Genomic DNA, 16,524 nt, shown 5'->3' with positions numbered 1-16,524 from the left:
ATGACCCCGGCGGCGAAGCCCAACAGGGCGCTCTGGGTCTGCACCCCCGCCTTGCGGAAGAACAGCAGCGGCACGGCGCCCACCGCCGTCATCATGCCCGCCGCCAGACTGCCCAGACCGCCTGCGGCGATGGGGGAAATGGATTCCATCATGCGTCTGCATTGCGGCGCGATGCGGCAAGAGACAAGCCCGAACCGTGGCGTTATTGAAAGCTTCATGTCCCAGCGCGCCGCCCTCCCCGTCGGCCCGAACGCTGCGTCGGCGCTGGGCGCCGCCCGGCGGGTCGTGGTCAAGATCGGATCCTCCCTGCTGATCGACGCGGCCACGCGCCAGCCGACGCGCGACTGGCTGGCCGCCGTCGCCTCGGACCTGGCGGCGCTGAAGGCCGAGGGGCGCGAGGTCATCGTCGTCTCGTCCGGCTCGATCGCCCTGGGCCGGGGACGGCTGCCCCAACTTGCATCACGACTGGGCGCACGGCTGGAGGACAAGCAGGCGGCGGCCTCGGTCGGACAGTCGCTGCTGATGGCGGCCTGGTCCGGGGCGCTGGACCCGCACGGCCTGATCGCGGGCCAGGTTCTGCTGACGCGCGACGACACCGAACGCCGCAGGCGGTGGCTGAATGCCCGCGCGACCGTCGAGGCCTTGTTGACCCACGGCGTCATCCCCATCGTCAACGAGAACGACACGGTGGCGACCGAGGAAATCCGTTACGGCGACAACGACCGGCTGGCGGCGCGCACGGCCCAGCTGGCGCGGGCGGACCTGCTGGTCCTGCTGTCGGACGTGGACGGCCTCTATACCGCCGATCCGCGCCGCGATCCGACCGCCGCCCATCTGCCCCTGATCGAGACGCTGAGCCCCGACATCCTGGCAATGGGCGGGGGCGCCAACGCCGAGGCTGGCGTCGGAACCGGCGGCATGGCGACCAAGCTGGCGGCGGCCCAGATCGCGCGCTCGGCGGGTTGCGCCACCATCATCGCCTCGGGCCAGACCCTGTCGCCGCTCAGCGCCATTCGCGACGGCGCCCGCGCCACCCTGATCGCCGCCCCCGACGGGCCGATGGCCGCATATAAGCAGTGGATCGCCGGCAGTCTGTCGCCAACTGGAACCCTGACGCTGGATGCCGGGGCCGTCACGGCGCTGAAGGCGGGCAAGAGCCTGCTGCCGGCCGGGGTCACGGCCGTCTCGGGAGGTTTTGAAAAGGGCGACTGCGTGCGTCTGATCGACCCGAACGGTCGCGCTGTCGGGGTGGGCCTGGCCGCCTACGCCGCCGACGAGGCCGCGCGCCTTCGCGGCCGCCGCTCGGACGAGATCGAGACCCTGCTGGGCTATCGCGGGGCCTCGGTGCTGATCCACCGCGACGACATGGTGCTGGACGACCGATGACCGACCTGAAGACCCGAATGCTGGACCTGGGCCAGCGCGCCCGCGCCGCCGCCGTGCTGTTGCGCGAAGCCCCCGCCGCCGCCCGCACCCGCGCGTTGGAAATCCTGTCGGCAAAGCTGACGGCCGCCGAACCCGCCCTGCTCGCGGCCAACGCCCGCGATGTGGAGGCCGCCCGCCTGAACGGCATGACCGAGGCCCTGATCGATCGGCTGTCGCTGAGCACCGCCCGCATCGCCGGGATGGCCGAGGCGGTGGCGACCATCGCCGCCGTGCCCGATCCGCTGGGCGTCGAGACCGAACGCTGGACCCCCGCCAACGGCCTGGACATCGCCCGCGTCCGCACCCCCATCGGCGTGCTGGGCGTCATTTACGAGAGCCGCCCCAACGTTACCGCCGACGCCGCCGCCCTTTGCATTCGCTCAGGCAATGCGGCCATCCTGCGCTGCGGCTCCGACTGCCTTCAGTCCTCTCTGGCCATCGCCGCCCTGATCGCGGAAGCCCTCGCCGAGGCCGGCTTGCCCGCTGATGCGGTGCAGCTGGTCGACACGCCCGACCGTGAGGCGGTCGGCCTGATGCTGACCGGGCTGAACGGCGCCATCGACGTCATCGTCCCGCGCGGCGGCAAGAGCCTGGTCGCCCGCGTCCAGGCCGAGGCGCGGACGGCGGTGCTCAGCCACCTGGAAGGCCTGAACCACACCTATCTGCATGAAGCCGCCGATCTGGAGACCGCCCGCGCCATCGTCCTGAACGCCAAGATGCGGCGCGTGTCGGTCTGCGGCGCGACCGAGACCCTGCTGGTGGACCGGGCGGCGGCCCGGCGCCTGCTGCCCTCCGTCGCCGCCGATCTGATCGCCGCCGGCTGCAAACTGCGCGGCGACGAAGCGGCCTGCGCCCTGGTCCCAGCCATGACGCCCGCGACCGAGGCCGACTGGGCCACCGAATATCTGGCCCCGATCCTCGCCGTCCGCGTAGTCGACGATCTGGGGGCCGCAACCGACCACATCGCCCGCTACGGCTCGGGCCATACCGAGGCCATCGTCACCACCGACGCCCAGGCCGCCGAACGGTTCGCCGCCAAGGTCGACAGCGCCATCGTCCTGATCAACGCCTCGACCCAGTTCGCTGACGGCGGAGAGTTCGGCTTCGGCGGCGAAATCGGCATCTCCACCAACCGCCTCCACGCGCGTGGCCCGGTCGGGGCCGAGCAGCTGACGACTTACAAATACGTGGTGCGCGGCCAAGGCCAGATCAGGCCGTAAGATCGCAAACGCCTCTCCCTCCCCTTTCGGGGAGGGTGGCTGAGCCGAAGGCGAGGCCGGGTGGGGGCGGCAGGCGATATCCCGCTGAATGAGAAAAGGCGGCTCGTTTCCGAGCCGCCCACACCCGGTCGCTGACGCGACCACCCTCCCCCCGCGGGGGAGGGAGATTGGTGCGTGGTCTCAGCCGCGCTGCGGCAGCGCATAGGCGATGACGTAATCGCCCTCCGGCGTTTCCATGAAGTGATGGCCGGCGGCGACGATCACCAGATACTGGCGGCCGTTCTGCTCGTAGATCATCGGGTTGGCCTGACCGCCCGCGGGCAGGACGTCGGACCAGACGGTCTTGCCCGTCTCGATATCGATGGCGCGGATCAGGTCGTCGGTCGCGGCGGCGATGAAGATCAGGCCGCCCGCCGTGACCACCGAGCCGCCGTTGTTCGGCGTGCCGATTTCCAGCGGCAGCATCGAGGGGATGCCGAACGGCCCGTTCTTGCGCGCCGTGCCGAACGGACGGTCCCACAGGGTCTTGCCGCTTTGCACGTCGATGGCGCGGATGCCGCCGTACGGAGGCTCCTTGCACAGCAGGCCGGTGAAAGGCATCCGCCAGCCGGCGTTGACGTCGATCGCATAGGGCACGCCCATCTGCGGATCACCCGCGCCCTCGGCCTTGGCGCCCTCGCCGTTCGTCTCGGCCTGATAGCGAGGGTCGTCGCGGGGGAACCAGCCCCGCTTGTTCGCCTCGGCGCGCGGCACCAACCGGTTGTAGTTGGGCATGTCGTTATAGTTGGCGATGATCACGCCGCGACGCGGATCCAGCGCCACGCTGCCCCAGTCCGAACCGCCGTTGTAGCCCGGATATTCGATGAAGCGACGGTCGGCAGTCGGCGGCGTGAACTGGCCCTGGTACGACGCCTTCTTGAACTGGATGCGGCAGATCATCTGATCGATCGGCGACATGCCCCACATGTCGACTTCGCGCAGGTCGGGTTTGGCCAGGGTGTTGAACAGTGAATAGGGCTGGGTCGCCGCGCGCTGCGCCGGTTCGACGCCGCCGCGCGGGGCCGGACGATCCTGAACGCCGTGCAGGGGCTGGCCCGTGCGGCGATCCAGCACGAAGATTTCGCCGCGCTTGGACGGCAGGATCACCGCAGGCGTCACGCCCCCTGCGGTCGGCATGTCGACCAGCGTCACCTGCGAACCCAGGTCATAGTCCCAGACGTCGCGGCGGACGGTCTGATAGCTCCAGCGTGGCTTGCCCGTCGTGACGTCCAGCGCGACCAGGGCGCTGGAATACTGGTTCTCCTGCGGCCGGCGCAGCGACGAATAGTAGTCGGCGGCCGAGTTGCCCATCGGCAGATAGACCAGGCCCAGGGCTTCGTCGCCCGTCGCCGTCGTCCACATGTTCGGCGTGCCCGGCGTATAGGTCTGACCGGCCGGAGGGGCAGTGGTGATGTCGGGACGCATCATGTCCCAGGCGAAGCGCAGCTGACCGGTGACGACGTCATAGCCCTGGATCACGCCCGAGGCGTTCCAGCGTTTCTGGCCGTCCAGCACCTGGTGGCCCGTGACGATGACGCCGCGCACGACGACGGGCGGCGAGGTGATCGACACCATGCCGGGATAGGGATTGCCCATCCCCTCCTTGATGCTGACGGCGCCGTTGGTTCCGAAGCCGGGGCAAGGCACGCCGGTGCGCGCATCGACCGCGATGATGCGCCCGTCCAGCGTGCCTTCGATGATGCGCATCGCGCAGGGCTGGGCCTGATCGACGTTGGGCGCGGCGTAATAGGTCACGCCCCGGCAGGCGGCGGTGTAGGGGATCTGCTCGTCCGCCACCTTGGGATCATAGGCCCATTTCTGCCGGCCGGTGTTGGCGTCCAGGGCGAACATCTTGTTGCGACCTGAGCAGAGATACACGGTGTCGGCGATCTTCAGCGGCGTAGTCTCGGCGCCGAACCGTTCGCCGGGCAGGTCGCCGGTGCGGAAGGTCCAGGCCCGCTCCAGCTGGCCGACGTTGGTCTTGTTGATCTGGTTCAGCGGCGAATAGCGCTGGGCGGCGTCAGATCCGCCATAGGCGGGCCAGTCCATGCCGGCCTTGATCAGGGCGGGATCGCCGAACGGCCCCCGCGCGCCGGGCACCGGGCTGTCGATGCCGGGCGCGTTGATCTGACCGACCACCAGGCCGAACACGACCGTCAGGATCGCCAGCCCGAGCGCGCCGAGGCCCGCCGTCTTGCCGCCGCCGCGCGAGCGCAGCACAGGCAGGGTCGCCAGCACCAGGAACATCAGCACCAGCGGCCCGACCAGGCGGGGGATCATGGCCCAGCCGTTCAGGCCCTTCTCCCACAGCGCCCAGATCACCGTGGCGACGAAGACCACGCCATAGAGCCAGGCCCCGCGCACGTCGCGCCAGACAAGCAGAAGGCCCGAGACGATCAGCCCCAGGCCTGCAATCAGATAATACCAGGAGCCGCCCAGCATCGCGAGCTGAACGCCGCCGACCGTCAGCACCACACCGATTACGGCCAGCAGCACCCCGAGCAGCAACGTCAGCCATCCCCCCAGGCCGGTCGGGGTTGTCCATCGGGGCATGGGCGCACTCTCTGTTGTCTGCTGAAATCCGTCTTTTGAACGCCCCGAGGCCGGGCCGGTTCCTATTGTCGCACAAAATCCTGTTGCGGCGCAAACGGCCATCATCAGCAATTTTTGACGACGAAACGCGCCCGATTGGATGATTTATTCTTTTTGGTCCGCTGAGAACGCCTCATTGCAATAATATTTGCCTCTAACGCCTCGTTTGCGGCATATGCGAGATATGCATAAGACCCTGAAGCAAGGCGGGACATTCGTCGTCGAACCTCGCCGCCTGTCCAAGGCCTCGGCCGAACTGCGCGCGCGCGGTTTCGGCGAGATCACGATTCCGCCGTCCACGGAGACGGCCGAAAAACAGGCGTCGCGCTGCACCGACTGCGGCGTGCCCTTCTGCCAGAACGCCTGCCCGCTTCAGAACAACATCCCCGACTGGCTGCGCCTGTCGGCCGAGAACGAGCCGCGCGAGGCCTGGCGCGTCGCGTCCCTGACCTCGACCATGCCCGAAATCTGCGGCCGCATCTGCCCGCAGGACCGACTGTGCGAAGGGTCGTGCACCTTGAACCAGTCCGGCTGGGACGCCGTGACCATCGGCTCGGTCGAGGCTTGGCTGGGCGACCAGGCCTTCGCCAACGGCTGGGTCGAGCCGATCCGCCCGGCGGCCGAACGCGGCGAAACGGTCGGGATCGTCGGCGCCGGTCCGGCCGGTCTGGCCGCCGCCGACCGCCTGCGCTGCGAGGGCTATCAGGTTACGATCTATGACCGTCACGACCGCGCCGGCGGCCTGCTGATCTACGGCATCCCCGGCTTCAAGCTGGAGAAGCACGTCGTCCAGCGCCGCGTGGACCGGCTGATCGACAGCGGCGTCCAGTTCGTGCTGGGCTGCGAGGTCGGCAAGGACGTGACCCTGACCGAACTGCGCGACCGCCACGATGTCGTCCTGCTGGCCATGGGCGTCTATCAGCCGCGCATCCTGTCGGCGCCCGGTCGCGGGCCGGATTCGACCGTCGCCGCCCTGTCCTATCTGACGCATCAGAACCGCCGCGATCTGGGCGACGCCGAACAGGACGGCTGGCACGAGGCGCGCGGCAAGCGCGTGGTCGTGATCGGCGGCGGCGACACCGCCATGGACTGCGTCCGCACCGCCGTGCGTCAAGGCGCGGCCAGCGTCACCTGCCTGTATCGTCGTGACCGCGACAACATGCCGGGCTCGGCCCGCGAAGTCGTCAACGCCGAAGAGGAAGGCGTCGTGTTCGAATGGCTGGCTGCGCCCAAGGCCCTGCTGTCGCAGGGCGATCAGGTCACGGGCGTGCGCGCCGCGCGCATGCAGTTGACGGAAGCCCTGCCCGGCCAGCGTCGCGACATCGTCCCCGTCCCCGGCGCCGACTTCGACGTGCCGGCCGACATCGTCATCGAGGCCCTGGGCTTCTCGCCCGAGCCGTTCGCGGCGCATGAGCCGAACCTGCGCCTGCGCGACGACGGCACGATCAAGGTCGGCTCGGTCAGTTTCGCCACCAGCCTGCCCGGCGTCTTCGCCGCCGGCGACGCGGTGCGCGGCGCCTCCCTGGTCGTCTGGGCCGTCCGCGAAGGCCAGGACGCCGCCGCCGAGATCGACCGCTACTTCAAGACCCGCACCGAGGAGGTCGCGGCATGACCTGGCTGAAGAAATACGAAGAGACCCGCAACCGACTGGAAGCCGGCGGCGCCTATGATCGCAGCTCGGAGCGCGACGCCTGCGGCGTCGGGCTGGTCTGTTCCATCGACGGCACGCCGCGCCGCGACGTGGTCGAATATGCAATCCGCAGCCTGAAGGCCGTGGCCCACCGCGGCGCGGTCGATCCCGACGGCCTGTCGGGCGACGGCGCCGGCATCATGGCCGAGCTGCCGCAAGGCTTCTTCGCCGAACAAGTAGCCTCGATCGGCCAGTCCCTGCGTCCTGGGCCCATCTGCGTCGGTCAGGTCTTCCTGCCGCGCACCGACCTGGGCGCCCAGGACCGCGCCCGCGCCATCGTCGAGACCGAGGCCCTGCGCGCCGGCTTCTGGATTTATGGCTGGCGCCAGACACCCATCGACCTGTCGGTCGTGGGGACCAAGGCCGGCGCGACCCGGCCCGAGATCGAACAGATCATGCTGGCCCCGCTGCTGGACGACGCGGGCCAACCGCTGGACGGCGAGGCGCTGGAGCGCGAACTGTATCTGTGCCGCCGCCGCATCGAGAAGACGGTCAAGACCGAGAACCTGGCGGGCGTCTATATCTGCACCCTGTCCGCGCGCTCCATCGCCTACAAGGGGATGGTGCGGGCCGAATTGCTGGGCGACCTGTATCCCGATCTGGAGGACCCACGCTTCGTCTCGGCCTATGCGGTCTTCCACCAGCGCTATTCGACCAACACCTTCCCGGAATGGAAGCTGGCCCAGCCCTTCCGCATGATGGCCCACAACGGCGAGATCAACACGCTGAAGGGCAATCTGAACTGGATGAAGTCGCACGAGATCCGCATGGCGGCCGGCGCCTTCGGAGACCGCGACCGCGAGGTGAAACCGGTGGTCCAGCCGGGCGGATCGGACTCCGCCGCTCTGGACAACGTCATGGAGGTGCTGGTCCACGCCGGTCGCCCCGCGCCGATGGCCAAGGCCCTGCTGATCCCCGAGGCCTGGGCGAAGGACGATGTGGTCATGCCCGCCGAACACCGGGCCTTCTACGCCTATTGCAATGCGGTGATGGAGCCGTGGGACGGCCCGGCCGCCATCTGCGCCGCCGACGGCCGCTGGATCGTGGCGGGCAAGGATCGCAACGGCCTGCGTCCCCTGCGCGCCGTGGAGACCGTGGACGGCCTGCTGATGGCCGGTTCCGAGGCCGGTCTGGTGCCCATCCCCGAGAGCCGGGTGAAGCGCCGCCTGCACATCGGCCCCGGCAAGCTGATCGCCGTCGATATGAAGCACGGCCGCGTCTATGACGAGCATGAGGCCATCGACGCCCTGGCCGCCGCCCACCCCTATGAGGCGTGGCTGGACAATATGGTCGATCTGGAGCCGATCATCGGCCCTGGACCCGAACCGCGCTCGGCCTCGGGCGAGGCCCTGACGCGCCGCCAGATCGCCGCCGGCTACAGCCGCGAGGACCTGGACCTGCTGCTGGACGCCCTGGTGCGCGACGGCAAGGAGGCGGTCGGTTCGATGGGCGACGACACCCCGCCCGCCGTGCTGTCGGCCCTGCCCCGCCCGCTGAGCCACTACTTCCGCCAGAACTTCAGCCAGGTCACCAACCCGCCCATCGACCCGCTACGTGAAGCGGGCGCCATGAGCCTGAAGACCCGGTTCAAGAACCTGGGCAACATCCTGGCCGAGGAAGAGGCCCAGACCGACGTCTTCGTGCTGGACAGCCCGGTCCTGACCAACGGCATGTACGAGCGGATGATCGACACGGTCGGCGCCGGTTCGACCGTGGTCATCGACTGCAGCTACGCCCTGCCGTCCGAAGACGCCCGCCCGGGCGCGGCCCTGCGCGCCGCGCTGGACCGCATCATGGACGAGGCCGAGGCGGCCGCGCGCGACGGGGCCGCCCTGATCGTGCTGACCGACCAGGCCGGGTCGGCGGATCGTCTGGCCGCGCCCATGATCCTGGCCACCGCCGGGGTCCACGGCCGCCTGACCAAGGCGGGCCTGCGTTCCTACTGCTCCATCGTCGTCCGCACCGCCGAGACGCTGGACCCGCACGGTTTCGCGGTCCTGGTCGGTGTCGGCGCCACCACCGTCAACGCCTGGCTGGCCCAGGACCTGTTCCAGGAGCGTCTGGACCGGGGCCTGTATCCCGGCCTGACGCTGCGCGACGCCTGCCTGAACTACAAGGCCGGCATCGAGGCGGGCCTGCTGAAGACCCTGGCCCGCAAAGGGATCAGCGTCATCTCCGCCTATCGCGGCGGCTGTGAGTTCGAGGTGCTGGGCCTGTCGCGGGCGCTGACCGCCGAGTTCTTCCCCGGCGCCCCGTCGCGCATCTCCGGCATCGGTCTGGCCGGTCTGGAGCAGGCGGCGATGAAGCGGCACCGCATCGCCTGGGGCGAGGCTGTCCCTTCGCCGGCCATCGGCGGCTTCTTCAAGATCCGTTCGGGCGGCGAGGCCCACGCCCACGAGGCTAAGACCATCCACCTGCTGCAGGACGCCTGCAATCGCGGCGACTATCGCCGCTTCAAGCAGTTCTCCGAGGTCGTCCGCGCCCAGGCCGACCTGTCCCTGCGCGACCTCCTAGACTTCCGCGAAGGCGCGCCCATTCCGCTGGACCAGGTCGAGAGCGTGTCGGACATCCGCCGCCGCTTCCTGACCCAGGCCATGTCGCTGGGCGCCCTGGGGCCAGAGGCGCACGAGACGCTGAACATCGCCATGAACCGCATCGGCGCCCGCTCGGTCTCGGGCGAGGGCGGCGAGGATCCGGAACGCTATCACCCGCGTCCGAACGGCGACGACGCCAACTCGGCCGTGAAACAGGTGGCCTCGGGCCGGTTCGGCGTCACGGCCGAATATCTGAACCAGTGTCGCGAGATCGAGATCAAGGTGGCCCAGGGCGCCAAGCCCGGCGAGGGCGGACAGCTGCCCGGCTTCAAGGTCACCGAGTTCATCGCCCGGATGCGCCACGCCGTGCCCGGCACGACCCTGATCAGTCCGCCGCCGCACCACGACATCTATTCGATCGAGGATCTGGCTCAGCTCATCTACGACCTGAAGGCCATCAACCCCGATGCGCGGGTGACGGTAAAGCTGGTGTCCGCCTCGGGCATCGGCGCCATTGCGTCCGGGGTCGCCAAGGCCAATGCCGACGCCATCCTGATCGCCGGCCACAACGGCGGCACCGGCGCCTCGCCCCAGACCTCGATCAAGCACGCCGGCCTGCCGTGGGAGATCGGCCTGGCCGAGGCGCATCAGGTGCTGACGCTGAACAATCTGCGCGGTTCGGTCACGTTGAGAACCGACGGCGGCGTCCGCACCGGCCGCGACGTGGTCATCGCCGCCATGCTGGGGGCCGAGGAATACGGCGTCGGCACCGCCGCCCTGATCGCCATGGGCTGTCTGATGGTGCGCCAGTGCCATTCCAACACCTGTCCCGTCGGCGTCTGCTCTCAGGACGAGCGGCTGCGCGAGAAGTTCACCGGCACGCCCGACAAGGTGGTGAACCTGTTCACCTTCATCGCCGAGGAGACGCGCGAGATCCTGGCCTCGATCGGCGCGCGCACGATGGACGAGATCATCGGCCGCACCGACCTGCTGCGTCAGGTCCGTCGCGGCGGCTCGCATCTGGACGACCTGGACCTGAACCCGCTGCTGGTTCAGGTGGACGAGGGCGCGGCCGGCAGATGGGCCGACAAGACGACCCGCAAGCCCATCGCCGACAGCCTGGACGCCGCCGTGCTGAAGGACGCCGTGCGCTTCCTGGATCGCGGCCAGACGCTGGAACTGTCCTATCCGCTGAACAACACCCAGCGCACGGTCGGCGCGGCCCTGTCCTCGGCCATCGTGCGGCGCTTCGGCGCGCAAGGTCCGGCAGGCCGTCTGAAGCTGCGGCTGGAAGGTATCGCGGGCCAGAGCTTCGGCGCCTTCGCCGCCAAGGGTCTGGAACTGCATCTGACCGGCGAGGCCAACGACTATGTCGGCAAGGGCTTGTCGGGCGCCGAAATCTCCATCCGCACGCCGGAATGGCGCGAGGATCAGCTGATCTGCGGCAACACCACCCTGTATGGCGCGACCTCCGGCCGGCTGTTCGTCGCCGGCGCGGCGGGCGAGCGGTTTGCGGTCAGAAACTCCGGCGCCGAGGCCGTGGTCGAGGGCCTGGGCGCGCACGGCTGCGAATATATGACCGGCGGGCGCGTGGTCGTCCTGGGGTCGGTCGGCTGGAACCTGGCGGCGGGCATGAGCGGCGGCGAGCTGTTCGTGCTGGACCAGCCGGGCCATGCCGAGCGCGCCCTGAACGGCGACCTGGCGGGCGTGACCGACATGGACGCAGAGGCGGCCGAGCGGCTGAAGGGCCTGATCGAGGCGCATCTGGCCGCAACGGCCTCGCCCCTGGCGCGGCGTCTGCTGGCGGATTGGGACAACAGCCTGAATCGCTTCGTCCGCATCGTGCCCCTGACCGACATCGTCGCCCGCACGGAACGCCTGAAGACCTCCGCCTGACACCGAACCGCCTGCCCCAGAAAGCCGCCATGACCCGATCCGCCGCCCTCGCCGTCACGCTCGTCGCCGGGGCGGCGGCCTTGGCCTCACCGGCCTGGGCGGCGCCGGCTCTGCTGGCGCATCAGGCGCCCCTGGTCATCGACACGGCGGCGACGGCCTGGATCCTGACCTCGACGGCGCTGGTCCTGCTGATGACCCTGCCGGGCCTGGCCCTGTTCTACGGCGGCATGGTCAGGAAGAAGAACATCATCAGCGTCGTGGCCCAATCGGCGGCCGCCTTCGCCATCGTCTCGGTCCTGTGGTTCCTGGTCGGCTACAGTCTGTCGTTCAGCAAGGGCCCGGAGGCAATCAACGGCTTCATCGGCGGGGTCCAGGCCGCCTTCCTGAACGGCGTCACCGCCCGGACGGCCCACAGCCTGCTGCCCGGCCTGCCCGAACTGCTGTTCGTCGCCTTCCAGATGACCTTCGCCATCATCACCCCGGCCCTGATCGCCGGCGCCTTCGCCGAGCGGATGAAATTCTCGGCCAGCCTGCTGTTCTTCGGCCTGTGGCACCTGATCGTCTATGCGCCGATCTGTCATCAGGTCTGGGGCGGCGGCTGGCTGGGCGGACTGGGCGTGCTCGATTTCGCGGGCGGGGCGGTGGTCCACGTCAACGCCGGGATCGCCGGCCTGGTCTGCGCCCTGGTGCTTGGGCCGCGTCACGGCTTCGGGCGCGACAACATGGCCCCCGCCAACTTGGTCTATAGCGCCATCGGCACCGGCCTGCTGTTGGTCGGCTGGCTGGGCTTCAACGCCGGATCGGCGGGCGCGGCGGATGCGCTGGCCGCCACCGCCGCCTTCAACACCATTCTGGCCGCCGGCAGCGCGGCTCTGGGCTGGATGTCCCTCGAATGGTTCGATCGCAAGCGCCCGACCCTGCTGGGCCTGCTGTCAGGCGTCGTCGGCGGTCTGGTCGCCATCACCCCCGCCGCCGGCTTCGTCGACCCCAAAGGGGCCTTCTTCATCGGCCTGATCGGCGGTCCGGCCTGCTACGCGGGTGCGGTCTGGCTGAAGCACGCGCTGAAATACGATGACAGTCTGGACGCCTTCGGAGTTCACGGCGTCGGCGGCATCGTCGGCGCCCTGCTGACCGGCGTCTTCGCCACCACGACCGTCAACGCCCTGTCGGAGGGGGCGACCGTGTGGAAACAGGCTGTCGGCCTGGTCGGCGTCATGGCCTGGAGCGCGGCGGGCACCTTCGTCGTCCTGATGATCTGCAAGGTCACCACGGGCCTGCGCGTCACCAAGGACGAAGAGGTCGAGGGGCTGGACTATACCCAGCACGGCGAGGCCATCCACTGACCCCACAGGCGCTGCCGGTTGATCCCGCCCTCGCCAGCCCCCATCTTCATCTGTGACGGACGGTCTTGCCGATTGCGGGAGACCGACCGCTCGGTCGCTGACGCAAGGACCCCAGATGACGACGACGCGCACCCTCCTGTTCGACAGCCCCTTTCTGCTGGGCTTCGACCACACCCGCGCCCTGATCGACCGCGCCGCCAAGGCCGCGGCCGAAAGCTATCCGCCCTACAATGTCGAACAGATCGGCGATGCGGGCGTCCGCATCAGCCTGGCCGTCGCCGGGTTCGCGCCCGACGAACTGGCCATCACCCTGGACGGCCGCCAGCTGACCATCGCCGGCAAGCGCGACGATGCGGGCAGGGGCGAACAGGCCTTTCTGCATCGCGGCATCGCGGCGCGCGGCTTCGTGCGAAACTTCGTCCTGGCCGACGGGCTGGAGGTCGAGGGCGCCCGGCTGGAGCATGGCCTGCTGCACGTCGATCTGATCCGGCCCGAGGCCAAGCGTCAGGTGCGGCGTATTCCGATCACGGCCGGCTGAAAACCATAGCCATTCGAACCGCCCGGCGATCCGGGCGTTGTCAAATATGAAGGAGGCGGTCCTAATGACGCCGATGACGATGACCAAGGAAGACTTTGCCGGACTGGGCGCCCCCGACCTGGTGTATGTGCGCGAGATCAAGGCCTCGGACCTGCTTGAAGAGGCGGTCGAGATCAAGGACGTGGATCTGAACCCCGGCCAGATGCTCTATGCCGTCCACAGCGCCGACGGCGAGCGTCTGGCGGTCATGATCGACCGCGACACCGCCTTCGCCGCCGCCGTAGCGCACGAGCTGGAGCCGGTTTCCGTTCACTGATCTGATGCATGGCGGCGCAGGCGCCGCCGTTCACGCCGAAGTTCAGGCCGCTGTCGCGGCCGTGGCGTCCTTGACGAACAGGGCGCGGATCGCATCGGTCGTGCGCGCCTGTCTGAGTTGTTCCCGCAGTTCGGGCGACCGCAGCGCGCGCGACACCGCCGCCAAAGCTCTCAGATGCTCGGCCCCCGCCTTGGGCGGCGCAAACAGGCCGACGATCAGATCGACCGGCCGGTCGTCCACCGCATCATAGGCCACAGGCGTATCCAGCCGCACGAAAACGGCCGTCACCTTGTCGACTTCGGTCAGACGCGCGTGCGGCACCGCGACCCCGGATCCCAGCCCGGTCGATCCCAGCGTCTCGCGTTCCATCAAGGCGTCGAAGATGCGGGCTTCGTCGAGGCCCAGCGCGTGCGACGCCGCCTCGGCCAGCGCGTGGAGCGCCTGTCGCTTGGACGATGCGCCGCTGCGCAGCACCACGCCCTTGGGCGCGAGCAGATCACCGATGTCCATTACACAACCTCGATACACGCAGCAGACAACGCGCGGCCGCCCGTTTAGAGACAACCGCGCCGAAGTCAAACTGAGGCTTAGTTCACCGAACCGTTGGCCTTGGCCGTCCGTTCGGGATCGATCCATCCGACATTGCCGTCCGGACGCCGATAGACGACCGCCAGACCGCCGTGCGCCGCGTTGCGGAACAGCACGACCGGATAGCCCGTCATGTCCAGCTCCAGCACAGCCCGTCCGACCGTGATGGTGCGGATTTCGTGCTCGGTTTCGGCGATGACCATGCCTACCGGCGGCGGGCCGTCGTTCTCGCCGGTGTCGCCGAAGACATCGTCTTCCACGCTGTCGGGATCACGCAGCACGATGCTGCGTGCGACTTCGCGGGCGGCGTTTTCGGTCTTCTCGGGCGACAAACCCTTGGGCCCGATGTGATGGTCCTTGAGCCGGCGCTTGTAGCGGCGAACCCGCTTTTCGAGCCGATCCAGCGCCTCGGTGAAGGCCGAGTGGGCGTCGCCGCCCATGCCGGTCGTCACCAGGGTCTGGCCGGACGCGAGGCGGACCCAACAGTCCACCTTGAAGTTGTGGCCGTCCTTGGACACCACGACCTCGGCGTCTTCACCGCCTCGGGCGAAGTATTTTCCGACCCCGTCTTCGAGTTCCTGGGAGATGCGCGAGCCTAACGCTTCGCCGACATCCACTTGCTTGCCGCTGACTTGGACTTGCATGTCGATAGAACGCGCCCGACCCGATTTGGTGTCAATCCAGATCACCGATTTGTGGTCACGCTTGGCTGTGGATGTCAGCCGGTCTTCAGCATCCGGCGACGCTCGACCGAGGACGGAATCCTCAAGGCTTCCCGGTACTTGGCCACGGTGCGGCGGGCGATGTCGATGCCCGTTTCCTTCAGGATTTCCACGATCCGGTCGTCGGACAAAACGTCGCCCTCCAGCCCCTCGCCGTCGATCATGGATTTGATCTTGTGACGGACGGCTTCGGCCGAATGGGTCGATGCGCCGTCTACCGACTGGATGGCGGCCGTGAAGAAGAATTTCAGCTCGAACACGCCCCGCGGCGTGGCGATATATTTGTTCGAGGTGACGCGGCTGACCGTGGATTCGTGCATGCCGATGGCGTCGGCGACGGTCTTCAGATTGAGCGGCCTCAGAAACTCGACGCCGAACGCCAGGAAGGCGTCCTGCTGGCGCACGATCTCGGACGAGACCTTCAGAATGGTCTTGGCCCGCTGATCCAGCGACTTGACCAGCCAGTTGGCCTGGGCGGCGCAGTCGGCGACGAAGGTCTTTTCGGTATCCGAGCGCGCGCCGGCCTGGACCAGGCCGTGATAGCGTTTGTCGACCAACAGGCGCGGCAGGGTGTCGGCGTTCAGCTCGACCCGCCAGCCGCCGGCGGGGTCTGGCCGCACATGCACATCGGGCACGACCGTCTGCGCCGGCTCGCCGCCGAAGCCTGCGCCCGGACGCGGCGTCAGCGCCCGCAGTTCGGCGATCATGTCGGTCAGATCCTCGCCATCGACCTCGCAGACGCGGCGCAGGCCGGCCAGGTCGCGCTTGGCCAGCAGGTCCAGATTGTCCAGCAGGGCCGCCATCGCCGGATCGAACCGGTTGCGCTCGATCAGCTGCAGCTTCAGGCATTCCGGCACCGACCGCGCCATGATCCCGGTCGGCTCGAAGCCGTGACAGACGCCCAGCACCGCCTCGATCCGCTCCAGCGGCACGCCCAGCCGGTCGGCGAACTCGGTCAGTTCCCCGCGCAGATAGCCGCCCTCGTCCGTCGCATCGATCAGGGTCAGGGCGATGCCGTGGTCGGCCGGCGACAGGCCCGCGCTCGACGCCTGGGCCTGAAGATGTTCCCACAGGGTCAGCTCGTGCGCGTCAGGCCGCTCGCCCTCGCCTTCGAACATCTGGCCGCCCTTGCCGGCGCTGGACCAGTCCGACAGCCCCGGCTGGGCCTCGTCGGTCATCCGGTCGCTGGTGCGCTCGCCCGGCGCCGCGTCGCCGTAGACATCGTCGGAACCGGCGTCCATCGAAGACGCCGCTGCGTCCGCGACCCCGTCGCCGAAGGACATTTCGCTATCCGAAGCCGCCTCGACGCGCTCGACCGGCTCGGGCGTCTCGCTTTCCGGCTCCTCGCGTTGCAGCAGCGGATTGCGTTCCAGCTCGGCCTCGACGAAGTCCTCCAGCTCAAGGTTCGACAGTTGCAGCAGCTTGATCGCCTGCTGCAGCTGGGGCGTGATGACCAGCCCCTGCCCCTGCCTGACCTCTAACCTTTGCCCGATCACGTCCGAAATCTTCCCGCCCGGCCGCCGAGTGGCCCGGAACTTGCTGGGGCAGAATGTCGCCGAACCGGTTAACGCGAGACGAACGCGGCCTCAGACCCTTTCGTCATCCTCCGGCAAGCCGCGTC

Annotated in this window: 11 protein-coding genes; 7 read left to right on the top strand and 4 right to left on the bottom strand. The window is 68.8% G+C overall.

All coding sequences use genetic code 11. From position 1 onward, the window contains the following. Positions 1 to 216: 216 nt before the first annotated feature. Both proB and HF680_RS06950 read left to right on the top strand, forming a co-directional pair. Positions 217 to 1,386: a glutamate 5-kinase gene (gene proB, locus HF680_RS06955; protein WP_185224531.1), complete on the top strand. Its 1,170-nt coding sequence runs from the start codon at positions 217 to 219 to the stop codon at positions 1,384 to 1,386. After that, on the top strand, positions 1,383 to 2,645 hold the full coding sequence (locus HF680_RS06950; protein WP_185224530.1) for a glutamate-5-semialdehyde dehydrogenase: 1,263 nt from the start codon (positions 1,383 to 1,385) through the stop codon (positions 2,643 to 2,645). The genes proB and HF680_RS06950 overlap by 4 nt, the downstream gene beginning before the upstream one ends. Before the next feature lie 180 nt (positions 2,646 to 2,825). Here HF680_RS06950 and HF680_RS06945 read toward each other — a convergent pair whose 3' ends face one another. Beyond that, positions 2,826 to 5,237: a membrane-bound PQQ-dependent dehydrogenase, glucose/quinate/shikimate family gene (locus HF680_RS06945; protein WP_185224529.1), complete on the bottom strand. Its 2,412-nt coding sequence runs from the start codon at positions 5,235 to 5,237 to the stop codon at positions 2,826 to 2,828. Between the two features lie 223 nt (positions 5,238 to 5,460). On the opposite strand from HF680_RS06945, the gene HF680_RS06940 reads away from it, so the two are divergent. The 5 genes from HF680_RS06940 (at position 5,461) to HF680_RS06920 (ending at position 13,593) form a co-directional block, all read left to right on the top strand. Then, positions 5,461 to 6,888, top strand: a complete 1,428-nt coding sequence (locus HF680_RS06940; RefSeq protein ID WP_185224528.1) for an NAD(P)-dependent oxidoreductase — start codon at positions 5,461 to 5,463, stop codon at positions 6,886 to 6,888. Beyond that, positions 6,885 to 11,396, top strand: coding sequence for a glutamate synthase large subunit (gltB, locus tag HF680_RS06935; RefSeq protein ID WP_185224527.1), 4,512 nt, complete (start codon positions 6,885 to 6,887; stop codon positions 11,394 to 11,396). Before HF680_RS06940 ends, gltB begins: the two co-directional genes overlap by 4 nt. 29 nt (positions 11,397 to 11,425) lie before the next feature. Next, positions 11,426 to 12,739, top strand: a complete 1,314-nt coding sequence (locus tag HF680_RS06930; RefSeq protein ID WP_185224526.1) for an ammonium transporter — start codon at positions 11,426 to 11,428, stop codon at positions 12,737 to 12,739. A gap of 115 nt (positions 12,740 to 12,854) precedes the next feature. Then, a complete protein-coding gene (locus HF680_RS06925; RefSeq protein ID WP_185224525.1) occupies positions 12,855 to 13,277 on the top strand; it encodes an Hsp20 family protein in 423 nt (140 codons plus the stop codon). Between the two features lie 64 nt (positions 13,278 to 13,341). Further along, positions 13,342 to 13,593: a DUF1150 family protein gene (locus tag HF680_RS06920; RefSeq protein ID WP_017506777.1), complete on the top strand. Its 252-nt coding sequence runs from the start codon at positions 13,342 to 13,344 to the stop codon at positions 13,591 to 13,593. A 42-nt stretch (positions 13,594 to 13,635) separates the two neighbouring features. On the opposite strand, the gene ptsN is transcribed toward HF680_RS06920, so the two are convergent. The 3 genes from ptsN to rpoN form a co-directional block, all read right to left on the bottom strand. Next, positions 13,636 to 14,103, bottom strand: coding sequence for a PTS IIA-like nitrogen regulatory protein PtsN (gene ptsN, locus HF680_RS06915; protein ID WP_161639572.1), 468 nt, complete (start codon positions 14,101 to 14,103; stop codon positions 13,636 to 13,638). Between the two features lie 77 nt (positions 14,104 to 14,180). Beyond that, positions 14,181 to 14,825 (bottom strand): ribosome hibernation-promoting factor, HPF/YfiA family, encoded by a 645-nt coding sequence (hpf, locus tag HF680_RS06910; RefSeq protein ID WP_161639571.1) that lies wholly within the window; start codon positions 14,823 to 14,825, stop codon positions 14,181 to 14,183. Between the two features lie 74 nt (positions 14,826 to 14,899). Next, the gene (gene rpoN, locus HF680_RS06905; RefSeq protein ID WP_185224524.1) at positions 14,900 to 16,399 is read right to left on the bottom strand and encodes an RNA polymerase factor sigma-54; all 1,500 of its coding nucleotides are present in this window, start codon (positions 16,397 to 16,399) and stop codon (positions 14,900 to 14,902) included. Positions 16,400 to 16,524 lie beyond the last annotated feature (125 nt).

Source organism: Brevundimonas huaxiensis (assembly GCF_014218725.1).
Classification (GTDB): Bacteria; Pseudomonadota; Alphaproteobacteria; order Caulobacterales; family Caulobacteraceae; genus Brevundimonas; species Brevundimonas huaxiensis.
Note: the sequence above shows the minus strand (reverse complement) of the source record. Positions and strands in the feature narration are given on the sequence as shown.

Coding starts and splice junctions, on each gene's coding strand:
- gltB (WP_185224527.1), top strand. CDS start 6,885: ATGACCTGGCTGAAGAAATACGAAGAGACCCGCAACCGACTGGAAGCC.
- hpf (WP_161639571.1), bottom strand. CDS start 14,825: ATGCAAGTCCAAGTCAGCGGCAAGCAAGTGGATGTCGGCGAAGCGTTA.
- HF680_RS06930 (WP_185224526.1), top strand. CDS start 11,426: ATGACCCGATCCGCCGCCCTCGCCGTCACGCTCGTCGCCGGGGCGGCG.
- HF680_RS06925 (WP_185224525.1), top strand. CDS start 12,855: ATGACGACGACGCGCACCCTCCTGTTCGACAGCCCCTTTCTGCTGGGC.
- proB (WP_185224531.1), top strand. CDS start 217: ATGTCCCAGCGCGCCGCCCTCCCCGTCGGCCCGAACGCTGCGTCGGCG.
- HF680_RS06920 (WP_017506777.1), top strand. CDS start 13,342: ATGACGCCGATGACGATGACCAAGGAAGACTTTGCCGGACTGGGCGCC.
- HF680_RS06945 (WP_185224529.1), bottom strand. CDS start 5,237: ATGCCCCGATGGACAACCCCGACCGGCCTGGGGGGATGGCTGACGTTG.
- ptsN (WP_161639572.1), bottom strand. CDS start 14,103: ATGGACATCGGTGATCTGCTCGCGCCCAAGGGCGTGGTGCTGCGCAGC.
- HF680_RS06940 (WP_185224528.1), top strand. CDS start 5,461: ATGCATAAGACCCTGAAGCAAGGCGGGACATTCGTCGTCGAACCTCGC.
- HF680_RS06950 (WP_185224530.1), top strand. CDS start 1,383: ATGACCGACCTGAAGACCCGAATGCTGGACCTGGGCCAGCGCGCCCGC.